Below are 16,317 nucleotides of genomic sequence, written 5' to 3'. Positions count from 1 at the left end.
GTGCTTCGACTGCGGCCGGCGCTGTGGCCGGCCATCCTGCTGTTCGCGCTGAGCGCCTGCCGAGAGGGCGCCGCGCCTGACGCCACCGTCGCGACCGTCGACGCGGAAACCGCCCTGGCGGCCGCCGTCGACGCCCCCCCGCTCTACCCCGACCGCTTCGCGCCCGCAGGCCGCAGCGAGACGCTGCGCTTCGGCCGTGGGGACACCCTCGACGGCCTGCTGCGTCGCGCCGAGATCGCCCCCGAACAGCGCGCGGCGCTCTGCCGCGCCGTGGCCGCGGTCTTCGATCTGGGGAGCTTCCGCGAAGGCCGCGAGATCGTCCTGCGCTGGGATCGCAGCGGCGGCCTGCTCGGCCTCGACTACGCGCTGGACTACGTGAGCGATCTCTGCGCCTGGCGCCGCGGCGACGGCTTCGCCGCCGAGCGCTTCACGGCCGCGCTGGACTGGGAGCCGCGCGTGGTCACCGCCAGCGCCACGCCGTCCTTCTACGAGTCCCTCACGTCCCAGGGCGAGGACGGCGATCTGGCCACCCGCGTGGCCGACCTCTTCGCCGGCGAGGTGGACTTCTTCTTCGACCTGCGCCCCGACGATCGCATGGAGATCCTGGTGGAGACGGCCAGCCGCCCCGACCGCGCCGGCGCGCGCACGCGCGTGCTCGCCGCCTGGATGCGCGTGGACGGCGAGCGCCGCGGCGCCTATCTCTTCCCGGACGAAGACGGCGTCCGCCACTACTACCACGCCGACGGCGGCTCCCTGGAGCGGCAGTTCATGCGCGCGCCGCTCAACTACACGCGCATCAGCTCGGGCTTCTCCCACAATCGCCTGCATCCGGTGCTGGGCGTGCACCGCCCCCACCTGGGCGTGGACTACGCCGCGCCCGTGGGCACGCCGGTCATGGCCACCGCCGACGGCACCGTCGTCCGCCGCGGCCGCGGCGGCGGGGAGGGACGCTTCGTCACGCTGCGCCATCCCGGTCGCATCGAGACCACCTACATGCACCTGTCCAGCTTCGCCAAGGGGACCGCGGTGGGGCAGCGCGTGAAGAAGGGTCAGGTCGTCGGCCGCGTGGGCAGCAGCGGGCTGTCCACGGGACCGCATCTCGACTACCGGATCAAGGTGGACGGGCGCTACGTCGACGCGCGCAACTTCCGCTCGCGCCCGGCGGCGCCGCTCGAGGAGGCGCGCAAGACGGTCTTCGCGGAGCAGGTGGCCCGCTACGACGCGCTGTGGTCGAACCTCGCGCCGCCCGTGGCCGAGACCGTGGCCGTCCCCGACTTCTTCCGCCAGTACGACAGCAGCGACACCAGCGAGTAGAGCCCCCAGGCCAGCGGCGTGGCCCAGCCGCCGTGGCGCGCGTAGAAGCTGGCGCGCGCGGGGCGCGGGAGCGTCGCCACGAGCAGGTCGCGCGTGTCGGTGGCCAGCCGGCCCAGCAGGTGGCCGCGGGCGTCGAGGATCTCCGTCACGCCGTTGTTTCCGCAGCGCAGCACCGGCAGGCCGTTCTCGGCCGCACGCATGGGCGACAGCGCCGCGTGCAGCTCGAGGGCGAGGCGCGTGGCGAACCAGCCGTCGTTGCTGATGTTCACCAGCAGCTCGGCGCCGTCGGCCGCCGCGCGGCGCGCGCTGGCGGCGAAGCCCATCTCGTAGCAGATGAAGATGCCGCAGCGCAGCGCGCCGCCCTCCAGCACGCGCACGCCGGGCCCCGGCGTGAAGTTGCTCTGGCCCAGGTCGATGTCGAGCCCCGGCGCGAGCAGGTCGGCCAGCGGAATCTCCTCGCCGAAGGGCAGCAGCTTCACCTTGCTGTAGGCCCCCTCGAGCGCCCCGTTCGCCGCCACCAGGACGGCGGCGTTGCGATAGGCGTAGCCGCCCTCGCCCCGCGGCGAGAGCCCCTGATACCCGGTGATGAGATCCGCCCCCAGCTCCAGCGCCGTCCTCCGCAGCGCCCGCTCGGCGTGCCGATCGTAGAAGAGGCTGACGGGAAAGGCCGTCTCGGGCCAAACCAGCAGACTCGCGCCGCGCTCCACGGCCTGCTCGCCGAGCTCGTGGTAGATGCGCAGGTTCTCCATCCGGAAGCGGGGGTCCCACTTGTCGGCCAGCGCGACATTGCCCTGCAGGGCGGCCACGGTGACCGTCGCGTCGCCGGCCCGCTGACTGGGGATGCAGGCGAGCGCCAGCACGAGGGCGGCGCCGCCGAGAAGGCCCGCGCCCACGCGCCGCGCCGCTCCGCGACCGACGAGGAGTGCGGCCGCGCCGGCCTGCGCGCCCACCATCAGAAAGCCGAGGCCGAGTCCGCCCACCCAGCCCGCCGGCGCGAGCAGACCGCCCACGGCCTGGGTCTGCGACAGGTGCACCCAGCTGAAGGCGAGCACGCCGCTGCCGCGCAGCCACTCGAGGGACGTCCACAGCGGCGGAGCGAGGAGCAGCGCCCACGGACTTCTGCGGCGCAGTCCCGCATAGACGCGAAAGAAGAGCCAGGGGTAGAGGCTCAGATACAGCACGAAGAAGACGAGGCCCGGCCAGAGCAGCCAGGGCTGGGTCATGTCGGCGGCGGGCGACAGCGCCGTGAGCCAGTGGAAGGTGGCGAAGCCGAAGACGAGGCCGAAGGGCAGGCCGAGCCAGCGCCCCGCCACACGGCCGCAGGGCGCCCAGCGCTCCACCGCGGCGAAGAGCGGTAGGAGCGCGAGCCAGCCCAGCGCGTTCAGCGCCTCGGGCGGCAGGGCATAGCGGTAGAGCAGGGCGGCGACGATCCCCGCCGCCGCGAGTCGCAGGCGCATGGCGTCCCTCCGGGGCGGCAGTGTAGGGCGCGCGCCGTCCCGCGCCAAGGCTCAATCCGACGGACGGCCGGCGCCGGCCGCCGCCCCCCGCGCCACGCGCTCCATCCCGAGGCGCTTGAGCTTCTTGAGCAGGCCCTGACGGCTGAGGCCCAGCGCCCGCGCGCTGCGGCTGCGGTTGCCGCCGTAGCGTCCCAGCACGTGGCGGATCATGCGCTGCTCGAGGTCGCGCTGCGCCTCCGCGAGCGTGAGCGAGGCCAGGCTGGCGGGCAGCGGATCCTCGCGGCTGCGGAAGAGCGCGTCGGAAAGCATCCAGCGCTCGAGCCGCGACGACTCGCCGTAGAAGGCCAGCACGCGGCCGATCTCGTTCTCGAGCTCGCGCACGTTGCCCGGCCAGCCGTAGCGCTCCAGGGCGTCCACGGCCTCGGGCGCGATCTCCCGCATGGGCAGGTCGTAGAGCGCGGCGCGCTCGGCGAGGAAGTGGCGGGCGAGGACGCCGACGTCCATGGGCCGCTCACGCAGCGCCGGGATGCGCAGGCTGACGCCCTGGATGCGGAACCAGAGGTCGAGGCGAAAGCGGCCGGCGCGCACGCGCTCCTCCATGTCGTGGTGCGTCGCGGTGACGAGACGGAAGTCCACGGCGCGCAGCCGGTTCTCCCCCACGCGGCGGATCTGCCGGTCCTGCAGCACGCGCAGCAGGCGGACCTGCAGCATGGCGCTGAGGTCGCCGACCTCGTCGAGGAAGAAGGTCCCGCCGTTGGCCACCTCGAAGAGGCCCACGCGCTCCTCCCGCGCGCCCGTGAAGGCGCCGCGGCCGTGGCCGAAGAGCTCGCTCTCGATGAGCGTATCCGTGAGCGCGCCGCCGTTCTGGGCGACGAAGGCGCTCTCGGCCCGGGGGCTCAGGCGGTGCAGCGCGCGCGCGAAGAGCTCCTTGCCCACCCCCGACTCGCCCTGCAGGAAGACCGGCGTCTCCGTGCGCGCCACGCGGCGGAGCTGCGCGAGCAGTCCGGCCAGCGGGCTCTCGGCATGGTAGCGGATGCCCTGGAACTCGCGCGTGGCGGCGTCGTCGAGCGTTGCGTCCGGCACGTCCGAGCCGTCGAGCTCGCCGAAGAGGCCGGCCAGCCACTCGCGGCGCGTGGCCAGCGCCTCGGCTTGCCGGCGGCGGAGACGTCCCACGACCCAGGGCCGCTGCGCGCGCGGCCCCAGCGGCCAGACCCAGTCCAGCTCGGGGCGGCGGGGCGGCGCGTCGCCGGCGAAGTCGAAGCAGAGCTGCGGGTCGCCCAGACCGCCCTGGGGATGTTCGAGCAGGAGCGGCGGTGCGGCGGCCTCGTCCAGTCGCGCGAGGCCTGGGTGCGGCGCGCCGATGCGCCCGAGCAGGAAGCGGGGCGGCTCGCCCGGCCGCTGCTCCACGAGGTCCCAGCGACTGCCCGGCAGTCGCGTCTCCAGAAAGGCCAGGAGCGGACGCGCGCCCTGCCCGGTGCTCTGTGTTGCGGGGAAGTCGGCCCACATGCGCATGCTCCCGTCGCCGGTGGTGATCGGTGGGACCCGGACCTTGCAAGGGGCATTCCGCGCGGCGGGCGCGCCGTTGCGGGCAATTCGACGGCCGTGCGCCCGCGCCGTGACGGTGGCGCGGACAGGGCGGCGGGAAGGCGTCGGGAAAAGGACTCAGTCGGCGAGTTCGACGGGGCCGTCGCCGGCGACGATCTCGCCGATCACGCCCAGCCAGTCCGGCAGCGCCGCGGACTCGAGCGCGGCGAGCTGCCCGGGCGCGACCACGAGGACGTAACCCACGCCCATGTTGAAGACGCGGTACATCTCGTCGCGTTCCACGCCGCCGGCCTCGGCGATCAGGCGGAAGAGCGGCGGCGCGGTCCACGCGCCGGTGCGGATGCGGGCGCGGCAGCCGGCCGGCAGGATGCGCGGGATGTTGTCGAGAAAGCCGCCGCCGGTGAGGTGGGCCATGCCCTTGAGCGTGACGCCCGCGGCCTCGGCGCGCTCCACGTGGCGCAGGTAGCTGCGGTGCACGGCCAGCAGGGCGTCGGCCAGGGGGAGGTCCAGGCCAGGCGGCACGGCGTCCAGCGCGAAGCCCGCCTTCTCGAGCAGGACCTTGCGCGCGAGGCTGTAGCCGTTGGTGTGCAGGCCCGTGGAGGCCAGGCCGACGATCAGGTCGCCCGGCGCGATGCTCCGGCCGTCCACCAGGCGCTCGCGGCTCACGACGCCGACGATGCAGCCGGCGAGATCGTACTCCCCCGCCGCGTACATGCCGGGCAGCTCGGCCGTCTCGCCGCCGATGAGGGCGAGACCGTTCTCGCGGCAGGCCGTGGCCATGCCGCCCACCACGGCCTCGAGCACGCCGTCGCCGAGCTTGCCCGTGCCGAAGTAGTCGAGGAAGAAGAGCGGGCGGGCGCCCTGCACCAGGATGTCGTTCACGCAGTGGTTGACCAGGCAGGCCCCCACCGTGTCGTGACGCCCCGTGGCGAAGGCGATCTTGAGCTTGGTGCCGACGCCGTCGATGCTGCTCACGAGCACCGGCGCGTCGAAGCCCGAGAGATCGAAGAGCCCGCCGAAGGCGCCCAGCTGCGAGAGCACGCGCGCGTTCCAGGTGGAGCGGACGGACTCGCCGGCGCGCTTCAGCGCCCGGCTGGCCTGATCGATGTCGACGCCGCTGTCGCGATAGCGCATGGGGCCCCTCCTGCTCGCGGGGCCCCATGCTCGCCCATCGGGCGTCCAAAAGCAACGCCCTACTTCAGCAGCGTCGCCTTGCCCGTGCGCAGCTCGCCGCCCGCCTCGAGGCGATAGAGGTAGACGCCCGAGCCCAGATCGCGCGGCGCCCAGCGCACCTGCTGCTCGCCCGCGCCGAGCACGCGATCCACGGGCCTGGCCACCTCGCGGCCGGCGGCGTCGTAGATCGTGAGCCGCACGGGACCCGCGGCGGCCAGGCTGAAGCGGAACTCCGTGCTGGGATTGAAAGGATTCGGGTGGTTGCCGGCCAGTCGCAGCGCGGGCGCCGCGTCCCCGGCCGCGGTGGGATCGGCGAACTCCGCGATCACGATGCGCCGCGAGAGCGCGCCGCCCGCGCCCTCGCAGCGATAGGTCCCGTAGTCGGCGGCGCCCACGCCGGCCAGGGTCAGCGTGCTCGACGTGGCGCCGGGAATCGTCGCGCCGTCCCGCGTCCACTGGTAGGGCCCCGCGGGCAGGTTCGCGTAGAGCGCGAACTGAGGCACGTCGATGCCGCCGCCGGCGCCGATGAACTGGTCGGCGTCCCCGTCGACCTCCACCCGCGCGTTGTTCCAGACACCGCGGTTCTCCGCGTCCGCGCGCAGGATCACCGTGAAGGCGCCGCCGTTCTGGGTGATCAGGCCCTCGTTGTCGAGGCGATCCACCATCTCGGCGCTCACGCTGTTGAACGCGCGGTTGACCAGGGTGTCCACCACGGTGACACCGCCGGTGAAAGGAGTGTTGGCGCCGATGGTGAAATAGCCCGCAAGCCGGGCGTTGTCGACCCCGACCCGCAGCAGGCTGCAGTTCGCGCCCACCTGGCGGAGCGTGTTGCCGTTCGCCAGGAGTTGCCCGTCGAAGCTGGTCCAGATCGTCCCGAAGCCCGTGAGGGTGAGGTCGCAGCCGGCACCCAGCACCACGGTGCTGACGCCCACGCCGATCTGGTCGCTCGTGGTGACCGGCGTGTCGACGTAGAGCGTCTCGCTCCCGAACTCGGCAAGAAAGAGGTTCACGGCGAGCGGCGGACTTCCGCCCGCGCTGAGGTGGTACTGCCCGCCATAGACGAAGTCCACTTGGCTGTTGGCAAGGATGCCGTTGTTGACGAGGTCGCCGGTGAGCAGGATGGAGAGCCCTTGCCCGCTCGCATTGCGGATCTCGCCCAGGTTGAGCAGGGTACCGGTGACGTGGGCAATGTTGAAGCCCCCCGAGGCGTAGGGCTCGAGCACGCCCTGGACCGTCAGACCGCCCGTGAAGGCGACGTCGCTGCCATAGACGTTGAGCGTGCCGTCCAGGACGGCCTGGTCCAGCGTGCAGGCCGCGAGGATGGCCGCGCTGCCCTGACCGATGACGGCGTTGCCCGCCGCGCGGATCTCGCCCGCGATGAAGCCGAACTCCACGGTGAGCGGGCAGTTCGCCCCCAGAACCAGCGGCACGGCGCCCATCTCCACGCTGCCGGTGATGGCCAGCGGCGTCGTGGCGAAGAGCTTGCCCGCGGCGCCCGGCGCGGGATGCAGGTTCGAGGAGAACACCGAGCCGGGCGCCATGGCGATGGACCGATCGCCCGCGCCGGTGATGCGGGTCTCGTCGAGCAGCCAGTCACCCTCGTTCGCGATGCTCCCGCCCACCTCGATCGCGAAGGCGTAGATGTTGTCGCGCAGCGTGCCCTGGTTCAGGACGTCGCCGCTGGCCGAGACCTTGCGCAGGCTGTTGTTGGCGTTGGTGAGCTCGCCGGCCGGCAGCACGGTGAGCGCGTGGCAGGGCGCGGTGGCGACGCCGACGGCCACCGGGCCGGCGATGATCACGTCGTCGGTCGCGACGGGGGGCACGCCGCCCACCCAGGTGCTGCCGATGCTCCAGAAGCCGCCCGACGTGGTGGAGGTGATGACGTCGGCGCCGGCGGGCGCCGAGGCCGCGAGAAGACCGGTAGCGATGAGGACGTGTGCGACGCGCATGGGGACCCCCTTGGTTGCTGGGGCGTGTCGTCGCCTAGAGTCTAGCAGGAGGACGCGGGAAAGTGAACGAATTGTGCTATTCCGCGATTCCGGGGCCCTGTTGGCAGGTTGGGCCTAGTAGTCCTGGAGGGCGTCGTAGATCTCCACCGGCAGCTCGTCGCCGATGAGCACCAGCTCGCCCCGGCCGTGCAGGCCTACGAGGGCGTCCACCACCTCGGGATCGAACTGCGTGCCCCGGTGGCGCTTGAACTCCTCCAGGGCCTCCTCCACCGAGCGGGCCTTGCGGTAGGAGCGGGTGCTGGTCATGGCGTCCAGCGTGTCGCAGACCTGCAGGATGCGCGCCTCGAAGGGAATCTCCTCTCCCTTGAGGCCATCGGGATAGCCGCGGCCGTCGGGCCGCTCGTGGTGGTACTTCACGATCTGCGCCGACTCGTTGAGGAACTTGAGCCGCTCGATGATCTTGGCGCCGATGGCCGGGTGGGCCTTCATGGCGCGGTACTCCTCGTCGGTGAGCTTGCCGTCCTTGGAGATGATGTCGCCGCTCACGCCGATCTTGCCGATGTCGTGCAGCAGGGCCGCGTACTCGAGCAGCTCCATGCGCTTGGACGGGATGCCCAGCGCCCGCGCCAGCATCAGCGCGTAGCGGCTCACGCGGTAGGAGTGGCCGTGGGTGTAGGCGTCCTTGGCGTCGAGCGCGCTGGTGAGCGCGGTCAGGGTGGCGATGTGCGTCTCCTTCATGTCCAGGTAGAGGCGGTAGGCGTAGCGAAGGAGCAGCAGCGGGATGATGAACAGCGCCAGCGTCCAGGGCGCCGTGAAGCGGTAGACGAGGATGATGATGGCCGTCAGCGGCACGAAGGCCACCAGGTGCCGCAGGTTCCAGAAGTAGTTGCTGCGCCAGATGCGCAGCGGGTTGCGGCCGTCGCTCAGCCCGATGATCGTGCTCACGAGGGTGGTGTTCACCAGCCAGTGGACGATCCCGCAGACCACCAGCGGCACCAGGAAGAGCGGGCTCGTCAGCCGGTCGCTGTAGGGCAGCGCCTGGAAGGCCATGCCCGCCACGCCCGTGGACAGCGCCAGCACCGGCACGTTGAAGAAGATCTTCTCCAGCGGCCGGCGGTTCACCAGCCCCTCCACCACGATGGCGCTCACCGCCTCCATCCAGGCGGCGGGAAAGGGCCCGAAGATCACGATGGACGCGAAGGTGATCGGCGTGGAGACGCTGATCGACGCGCCGCCGTGCGGCAGCGTCACGTTCACCAGGTCGGCGATGACCACCAGGAGGATGAAGATCGCGTACTCGAGCCAGCGCCGGGGGTCCAGGTCCTGGGACCAGAAGTAGAGCGCCACGTAGCCGAGCAGGCTGACCCCGAAGTAGTAGGCGATGAAGGCGCGGCTACGACCGCTGAGAAATGTGGCCACTGCCCTCTCCCGGACGGAGCTGAAGCCGGTGCGATGCGGCGGCTACCACCAGGTCTTGGTCAGTAAAAGATCGCCAAAGAACAGATCGATGATGAGCTTGAACATGGCGTACCTCCTTCGCGTTGCGCTCGATTCGAGTTTCGCTTCGCTGGAGGGTTTCGCTTCGCTGCTCCGTCATCGCACCGGCAGAGCATGGTTGACCAGGACCCGGAAGGGTGTCAACCGAATGTTCCCTTTCTGCAAGGGAGTCGGCGTTGGGGACCGTTTGGCCTGGAAACTAGGTGATGTCGAAGTCGAGCGCGTCCCGCAGGACCCAGCGCCCCACGAGACGGTTCGTGGCGGCCAGGGTGGCGAGCACGGCCGCCTGGCGGGGGTCCTGCCGGACCACGGCGGAGCCGCTGTAGCTGGACAGCACGCGCTCCTCCACCGCCTCGAGGTGCACGACGAGGACCTCCTCGCGGCCGAAGCGCAGCCGGTCGAAGCGGGGCGTGTCGAAGTTCATCGCCGTGTCGAAGAGCATGAGCAGGGCCTCGAGCGTGGCGTGGATGACGGCGGCCAGATGCCCGTCGGGCGTGTCGGCCGCCTCCATCTCGCCCACCGCACCGCGGTCGCCGCGGCTGAGCTCCACCGACGCGGTGACGCGCCCCTGGGCGTGCGTCACCGTGAGCTTCTCGTAGAGCACGCGCGGGGCCATCAGATCCTCGAAGTCGCCGGAGTCTAGCGAGTCGTCGTCGTCGGGCTCGTCGAGCAGGACGTCGGGCTCGGGCTCGAGCTCGGGGGCGGGCTGCTCGTCCTCCTCCACGATCAGCGACTCGAGCGCCTCCGCCGGCGCCGCCTCCACCAGGAGTTCCCCGTCGGGGGCCGTCGCGCCCGGTCGGTGCGCGGCGGGGTCCAGGAGGGCGACCTGGATCTTCCGGTGGTCGATCTCCACGCCACCCTTCACCTGCAGGATGGTGTTCACGTCCCGGGCGATCTGCTTGGGCGCGCGGTCGGAAATCGCCGTGACGTAGACGTCCGAAATCTCCCCGCCCGCGTCCACGACGATCCGGCAGCCCACGACTTCGCGCAGGCCCGTCACCATGGACTCCAAGTTACTGATATTGATAGGGTTGCCTGCCATGTTGTCGCTGCCGGGCTGAGGGGTCGTGGCAAGAGTGTGGCTGCGGCCTATCGTATCACATTCCTGCGAGGGATGCTAGCCGCCCGCGAGGGGCGGCGCCATCAGCCGCAGCAGGTCTTCGCGGCGCCGGACGAGGTCGGCCGGCCGCCGGGCCGCGAGCCCCGCCGTGCCGAGTCCCTCCACCGCGAAGCTGGCCACGGCGCTGCCCGTGACGAGGGCGCGCCGCAGCGCGTCCAGGTCCCAGCGGCCTTCGCGCGCGAGATGGCCCATCACCCCGCCCGCGAAGGCGTCGCCGGCGCCGGTGGGGTCCACCAGCGCATGCACGGGGTAGGAGGGACAGGGATAGACCGCGTCGCCGGCGAAGAGCAGCACGCCGTGCTCGCCCTTCTTCAGCACGCAGTAGCGCGGGCCGAGCTCGAGCAGCGCGCGGCCCGCCCGCAGCAGCGAACGCTCGCCCGTGAGCTGGCGGGCCTCCTCGTCGTTGATGAAGAGCAGGTCCACGCGGCGGATCACTGCCAGCAGATCCGCGAGGGCCGAGTCAATCCACAGGTTCATGGTGTCCATGGCCGTGAGCCGCGGCGAGCGGACGGCGTCCAGCACCCGCGCCTGCAGCGAGGGCCCGATGTTCGCCAGGAAGACCAGCTCGCAGGCGGCGTGTTCGTCCGCCAGCGCGGGGGCGAAGTCGGCGAAGACGCCCAGCTCGGTGAACAGCGTCTCCCGGCCGACGAAGTCCTCGCCGTAGCGGCCGCCCCAGCGGAAGCTGCTCCCGCTGGCGCGCGCCACGCCGCTGACGTCCGCGGGCAGGGCGGCGAGCAGCTCGAGGTGCTCGTGCTGGAAGTCCTCGCCCACCACGGCCACCAGGACCGGCGCGGCGCCCGCGAGGGCGGCGGCCAGGCTGAAGTGCGACAGGCTGCCGCCCAGGAGGCCTCGACCGGCCGCCACGGGCGTCTCGATGTCGTCGTAGGCCAGCGAGCCCACGGCCAGCAGGCGGGTCGTGCTCATCCCGTCTCCCTCGGCTCGGCGACGCGCCCCGCGCGCCGCGCTACATTCGCTCGGGCGCGTCCACGGCCATCAGGCCGAGCCCGTTCGCCAGCACCTGCCGCGTGGCGCGGCAGAGGGCCAGCCGGGCGCGGCTCAGCGCCGCATCGTCCCCCACCACCTGGCGCTCGTGGTAGAAGCGATGGAAGCCGGCGGCCACGTCGCTGAGGTAGTTGAAGAGTCGGTTCGGCTCGCGCGCCGCCGCGGCGCCGGCCACCTGGTCGGGGAACTCGGCGAGCGTCCGGATCAGGCCCAGCTCCTCCTCGCTGGTCAGGCGCGCCAGGTCCTCGCCCTCGGGGGCGGCGTCCAGCCCCGCCTCCTCGGCCTTGCGCAGGATCCCCGCGATGCGCGCCGTGGCGTACTGCGCGTAGAAGACGCGCGACTTGCTGCTCTGCTCGCGGGCCTGCACCAGGTCGAACTCCAGGTGGCTGTCCCGCCGCCGCGCGAGGAAGTAGGTGCGCGCGACGTCCACGCCCACGTCGTCCACCAGATCGCCCATGGTGACGAACTCGCCCGCGCGCTTGCTCATGGCCACCGTCTCGCCGTTCTCCACGAGCGTGACCCACTGCAGCAGCAGGATCTCGAGCCAGCCCTCGGGCGCGCCGATGGCCTGGGCGATGGCCTGCATGCGGGCGACGTGCCCGTGGTGGTCCGGCCCCAGCACGTTCAGCGCCTTGTCGTAGCCGCGCCGCAGCTTGTCCAGGTGGTAGGCGGCGTCCGCGAGGAAGTAGGTGGGGCGGCCGTCGCTGCGCAGCACGACGCGGTCCTTGTCGTCGCCGAAGTCGCTGGAGCGGAACCAGCGCGCGCCGTCGGCCTCGTAGACGAGACCCTTCGCCTCGAAGAGGGACAGCGCCTCGTCCAGCTTGCCGCCGTCGTGGAGGCTGCGCTCGCTGAACCACACGTCGAAGTCCGTGCGGAAGCGGGACATCTCGCTGCGCAGGCTCTCGACGATGCCGGCCAGCGCGTGCTCGGCGTAGGCCCGGCCCCGGGCCTCGGCGGGCAGCGTCTCCCAGGCGGCCACCTGGGACGGATCCAGCGCCTCGGCCATCGCCTTGACGTAGAGCCCGTGATAGCCGTTCTCGGGCAGCGCCAGCGGCTCGCCCTGCAGCTCGCGCCAGCGCGCGCGCAGGCTCTCGCCCAGGGCGTCCACCTGCGAGCCGGCGTCGTTCAGGTAGTACTCGCGCGTGACCGCGTGGCCCGAGAAGGCGAGCAGGTTGGCGAGCGTGGAGCCGAAGGCCGCCGCCCGCGCGCTGACCACCACCGGCGGACCCGTCGGATTCGCGCTGACGAACTCCAGGTCGACCTTCTGGCCACCGCCGGCCTCGCTGCGCCCGTAGTCGGCGCCCGCCGCCAGGATGCGCGCCACCAGGTCCTGATGCGCCGCAACGGGCAGCCGGAAGTTGAGGAAGCCAGGCCCGGCCACCTCGGCCCGCAGCCCCGGCAGACGCTCCTCGCACCAGCGCGCTAGCGCGAGGGCCAGCTCCCGCGGCGGCTGCCCGCAGAGCTTGGCCGTCACCATGGCGGCGTTGCTCGCGAGATCGCCGTGCGCGGCGTCCCGCGGCGGCTGCACGGCGAACTCCGCCGGACCCTGGTCGCCGCCGTCGAAGGCCCAGTTCAGCGCGGGAAACTGCGTGCGGAAGTAGTCCGCCAGCAGGGCGGCCAGCCGTTCCTTCACGCCTGCGGCCTCCCCGCTGGGGGCGCGGGCGGGTCGGCGATCTCCTCGCGGGGCGCGTCGCCCCAGAAGCGCTCGAGGCCGTAGTAGTCGCGCGTCTCGCTGCGGAAGACGTGCACCACCACGTGGACGTAGTCCAGCAGCACCCAGCGCAGGGTGTCGTAGCCCTCCATGTGCCAGGGCTTGGCCTTGCGCTCGCTCTCGAGCAGGCCGTCGCGCACGCCGTCGGTGATGGACTTGACGTGCGCCTCGCTCAGCCCCGTGGCCAGCACGAAGAAGTCCGCGATGGGACTCAGCCCGCGCAGGTCGAGGACGAGCAGGTCCTCGGCCTTCTTCTCGAGGGCGAACTGGGCGGCTTCCCGCGCCAGGGCGTGGCTGTCGGTGCCTGTCTTCATCAGAGTTCGCGCTCGATGACGTAGTCCACGGTGGCGTCCAGGGCGTCGCGCACCTCGCCGGCGGGCAGACGGCCCAGCGCCTCGCGCGCCGACTCGCCGTAGCGGCGCGCCTCGGCCAGCGCGGCCCGCGCGCCGCCCAGGGAATCCACCAGGCTCAGGATCTCCTCGCGCCCGCCGTTGGTGTCGGCCAGGAGCGTCTCCAGCCGCGCGCGCTCCGCCGGCGGCGCCGCGGCGTGGGCGAGCAGCAGCGGCAGGGTCTGCTTGCCCTCGGCGATGTCGCTGCCCACGGGCTTGCCCAGGGTGTCGGGGTCGGCGGCGTAGTCGAGGACGTCGTCGACGATCTGGAAGGCCATGCCCACGTTGCGCCCGAAGTCGCCGAAGGCAGTGACGGTCCGCGCGTCCGCGCCCGACAGGATCGCGCCGCTCTGGCAGCAGGCCTCGATCAGCCGGGCCGTCTTCTCGTAGATGACGTGACGGTAGGCCTCCTCGGAGAGCAGCCGGCTGCGCCGCAGGTCGAGCTGCAGCAGCTCGCCCACGCTCATGCGGTGCACCGTGGTGGCGAGCAGTCCCAGCACCTGGGTCAGCTCGGCCTCCACCAGCAGCGTGATCGCGCGCGAGTAGACGTAGTCGCCCATGAGGATCGCGGCGCCGTCGCCGACCTCGGCGTTCAGCGTGGGACGCCCCCGCCGCCGCAGGCTGCCGTCCACGACGTCGTCGTGCAGCAGCGTGGCGGTGTGGATCATCTCCACCACCGCGCCGGCCAGCAGCACGGCGCCTGACGACTCGCCCGGCCGCCCGGCGGCCAGCAGCACCAGGGCCGGGCGCAGGCGCTTGCCGCGGGGCGCGAGGACCGTCTCGTTCAGCCCCTCGATGAAGGGCAGGTCCGAGCGCAGGCTCTCGCGGATCAGGCGCTCCACCTGGGCCAGATCGCGGTCCATGGCGCTGCGCAGCGGCGCGCTGCCCAGCTTGATGCCCTTGAGGAAGGCAGGCTTCATTGAACTCCAGCGCGTCCCGGGCCGAGGTGAGTGGCTAAGCGGCTGCCGGGACGCAAATTATCACAGGTTCTCGGGGGTGTCAACGGAGCCGCCGTCCGTCGCTTCACGCTTCCGGCGCTCCACGAGCAGCGCCACGACGGCGCTGACCAGGTAGAGCAGGAAGAGCGGCCCGGCCATCAGCAGCTGGCTGACCACGTCCGGCGGCGTGAGCACCGCGCTGAAGACGAGAATCAGCACGATGGCCACCCGCCACTGCCCCAGCAGCCAGCGCGGCGAGACCAGCCCCAGCAGGGTGAGCAGGAAGATCACCAGCGGCAGCTGGAAGACCACGCCGAAGGCCACGCTGAGCTTGGCCACCACCCCGAAGAGCTGCGTGACGCCGATGGTCATCTGCATGCTGTCGGTCAGCAGGCGAAAGAAGTAGCCCATCGTGATGGGGATGATCACCAGATAGGCGAACGCCGTGCCGGCGTAGAAGAGCAGCGTCGACAGGATGAAGAGCGCGCTCACCCGCCGCCGCTCCGCGCGGTAGAGTGCCGGCGCGAGGAAGGACCAGACCTTCCACAGCACGATCGGGGCGCCCGCGAAGAGGCCCGCCGCCGCGCTCACCTTGAGCCGGATGAGGAAGGCCTCGGCCGGCGCGAAGACGTGCGCGGGCATGTCGTCCGGCAACAGGCGGATGACGAAGTCCAGCAGACGCCCGGCGAAGGGCCACGCCACGAGCGTGCCAACGCCCACCACCACCAGCGCGGTGATGAGCACCGAACGCAGCGCCTCCAGATGCTGGAGGAAGGGCATGCGCGGCAGGCTGTCGCGCTCGCTGGAGCTGGCGGCCATCAATCGCCGGTGTACTTGATCTTGAAGCTGAGGTTCTGCACGAGGCTCTGCTCCGCCCCCTTGGGCTTGCCGCGCTCGTCCAGCTCGCGCTGGTTGATGATCACCTTGGACTTGCCCTCGACCGAGAGCATGAAGCCGCGCGCCTTGTCGTACAGGTTGTCGCCCTGGCTCTCGATCTTGCCGCTGACCCGCGCGCGGCTGCCGGCCATGGGCCCCTGGTCGGCGGTGAGTTCGCCGTCCAGCGGGATCTTGCCTTCGAAGCCCAGGCGGGCGCAGTCGCGGCCGGCGAAGGTCTCGTCGCGCAGGTAGCGCACGGTGGTGACCGAATCCTGCATCACGGTCCGCAGCTGGCCCAGCGAGCCGTCGTTGGCCGTTTCCTGCCAGCTCTGGCCGACGCTGACGGGCGACGGCGGCGTCTTGAAGTCCAGCGGCGCGAGGCCGGCCTGGAGCTGACGGAACATGCCCATGAACTCGCCGTCGCGCGCGGGCTCGAGCACGGGCTCGAAGCCCTTGCCGTCCTTGCGGTAGCGCGTGGTGAAGCCCTCGAGCTGGTCGAAGCCCTCGATCGGCTCCATGCCGATGCCGCTGCCGCTGCGCATGGCCGCCTTGATGTCGCTGAAGGTGACGTCACAGGTCCAGGCCTCGCCCTCCTGCTTCCAGTCGCGCGCGCTCCAGCTGTAGCGGATGCTGGCGATGTAGGCCGTGCCGTGGAACTCGGACTCGCTGCTGAAGTCGACGCTGAAGCGCATCGGTTCCACTGGCGTGAATGCGAAGCTGAGCACCTCGCCGGTGGCGGCCGTCTGCATCGCCACGCCGCCCCCCGCGCCGCCGCCGCAGCCGAGCGGAGCGAGCGCGAGCAGGGCGACGAGCGCCAGGTACGGAAGCGGGGACAGGCGCGCGCGGATCATCGTTTTCCCTCCTGGTCACGTTGATCGAGAAGCCGGTTGAGCTCGGCGGAGAAGTGGCTGAGATCGGCGAAACGCCGGTAGACGGACGCGAAGCGCACGTAGGCCACCTCGTCCAGGGCCGCCAGGCGCTCCATCACGGCCTCGCCGATGGCCTGCGAGGTCAGCTCGCCGCCGAGGCTGGCGTAGACCACGTCGCGCTCGACGTCCTCCACCAGCTGCTCGAGCGATTCGCGCGACACCGGCCGCTTCTCGCAGGCCCGCAGCAGGCCGTGGAGGATCTTCTCGCGGTCGAAGGACACGCGGCGGCCGTCGGCCTTGACCACGGTGACGGGACTGCGCTCCACGTACTCGTAGGTGGTGTAGCGCGCGCCGCAGCCCAGGCACTCGCGGCGGCGGCGCACGGCCTCATCGTCGCGGGTGCTCCGCGAGTCCACGACGCGGTCTTCCTTGTGCGAGCAGAAGGGGCACTTCACCGATATCCTCCCGGCGCGGACG

At 71.8% G+C, this 16,317-nt stretch carries 14 protein-coding genes; 1 reads left to right on the top strand and 13 read right to left on the bottom strand.

Going from position 1 to position 16,317, the window contains the following annotated elements:
- Positions 1–1,314, top strand: a complete 1,314-nt coding sequence (locus H6693_00495) for a M23 family metallopeptidase (GenBank protein ID MCB9514656.1) — start codon at positions 1–3, stop codon at positions 1,312–1,314.
- Here the strand turns inward: H6693_00495 and lnt are convergent.
- The 13 genes from lnt to nrdR form a co-directional block, all read right to left on the bottom strand.
- Positions 1,215–2,771 (bottom strand): apolipoprotein N-acyltransferase, encoded by a 1,557-nt coding sequence (gene lnt / locus H6693_00490; protein MCB9514655.1) that lies wholly within the window; start codon positions 2,769–2,771, stop codon positions 1,215–1,217. The two genes, H6693_00495 and lnt, sit on opposite strands and share 100 nt — an antisense overlap.
- Before the next feature lie 51 nt (positions 2,772–2,822).
- Entirely contained in the window at positions 2,823–4,277 is a 1,455-nt protein-coding gene (locus H6693_00485) for a sigma 54-interacting transcriptional regulator (protein MCB9514654.1), read from the bottom strand.
- Positions 4,278–4,433: 156 nt separating this feature from the next.
- Entirely contained in the window at positions 4,434–5,450 is a 1,017-nt protein-coding gene (locus H6693_00480) for a phosphoribosylformylglycinamidine cyclo-ligase (GenBank protein MCB9514653.1), read from the bottom strand.
- 59 nt (positions 5,451–5,509) lie between these two features.
- On the bottom strand, positions 5,510–7,438 hold the full coding sequence (locus tag H6693_00475; GenBank protein ID MCB9514652.1) for a T9SS type A sorting domain-containing protein: 1,929 nt from the start codon (positions 7,436–7,438) through the stop codon (positions 5,510–5,512).
- Positions 7,439–7,552: 114 nt separating this feature from the next.
- Positions 7,553–8,857 carry an HD-GYP domain-containing protein gene (locus tag H6693_00470; protein ID MCB9514651.1) on the bottom strand — a complete coding sequence of 435 codons (1,305 nt, stop codon included), beginning with the start codon at positions 8,855–8,857 and terminating at the stop codon, positions 7,553–7,555.
- 277 nt (positions 8,858–9,134) lie between these two features.
- Positions 9,135–9,947 (bottom strand): hypothetical protein, encoded by an 813-nt coding sequence (locus H6693_00465; protein MCB9514650.1) that lies wholly within the window; start codon positions 9,945–9,947, stop codon positions 9,135–9,137.
- Positions 9,948–10,052: 105 nt separating this feature from the next.
- Entirely contained in the window at positions 10,053–10,979 is a 927-nt protein-coding gene (locus tag H6693_00460) for a sugar kinase (GenBank protein ID MCB9514649.1), read from the bottom strand.
- A gap of 40 nt (positions 10,980–11,019) precedes the next feature.
- The gene (locus H6693_00455) at positions 11,020–12,690 is read right to left on the bottom strand and encodes an arginine--tRNA ligase (protein MCB9514648.1); all 1,671 of its coding nucleotides are present in this window, start codon (positions 12,688–12,690) and stop codon (positions 11,020–11,022) included.
- On the bottom strand, positions 12,687–13,082 hold the full coding sequence (gene rsfS, locus H6693_00450) for a ribosome silencing factor (protein ID MCB9514647.1): 396 nt from the start codon (positions 13,080–13,082) through the stop codon (positions 12,687–12,689). The genes H6693_00455 and rsfS overlap by 4 nt, the downstream gene beginning before the upstream one ends.
- A complete protein-coding gene (locus H6693_00445) occupies positions 13,082–14,077 on the bottom strand; it encodes a polyprenyl synthetase family protein (protein MCB9514646.1) in 996 nt (331 codons plus the stop codon). The genes rsfS and H6693_00445 overlap by 1 nt, the downstream gene beginning before the upstream one ends.
- A gap of 60 nt (positions 14,078–14,137) precedes the next feature.
- Entirely contained in the window at positions 14,138–14,914 is a 777-nt protein-coding gene (gene tatC, locus H6693_00440) for a twin-arginine translocase subunit TatC (GenBank protein MCB9514645.1), read from the bottom strand.
- Entirely contained in the window at positions 14,914–15,822 is a 909-nt protein-coding gene (locus H6693_00435; protein ID MCB9514644.1) for a hypothetical protein, read from the bottom strand. The genes tatC and H6693_00435 overlap by 1 nt, the downstream gene beginning before the upstream one ends.
- Positions 15,819–16,295, bottom strand: coding sequence for a transcriptional repressor NrdR (gene nrdR, locus H6693_00430; protein MCB9514643.1), 477 nt, complete (start codon positions 16,293–16,295; stop codon positions 15,819–15,821). The genes H6693_00435 and nrdR overlap by 4 nt, the downstream gene beginning before the upstream one ends.
- Positions 16,296–16,317: the final 22 nt, after the last annotated feature.

The sequence above is a fragment of the Candidatus Latescibacterota bacterium genome (genome assembly GCA_020633725.1).
GTDB lineage: Bacteria > Krumholzibacteriota > Krumholzibacteriia > JACNKJ01 > JACNKJ01 > VGXI01.
The sequence above is the reverse complement of the archived record's forward strand: the minus strand, read 5'-3'. Positions and strand labels throughout refer to the sequence as shown.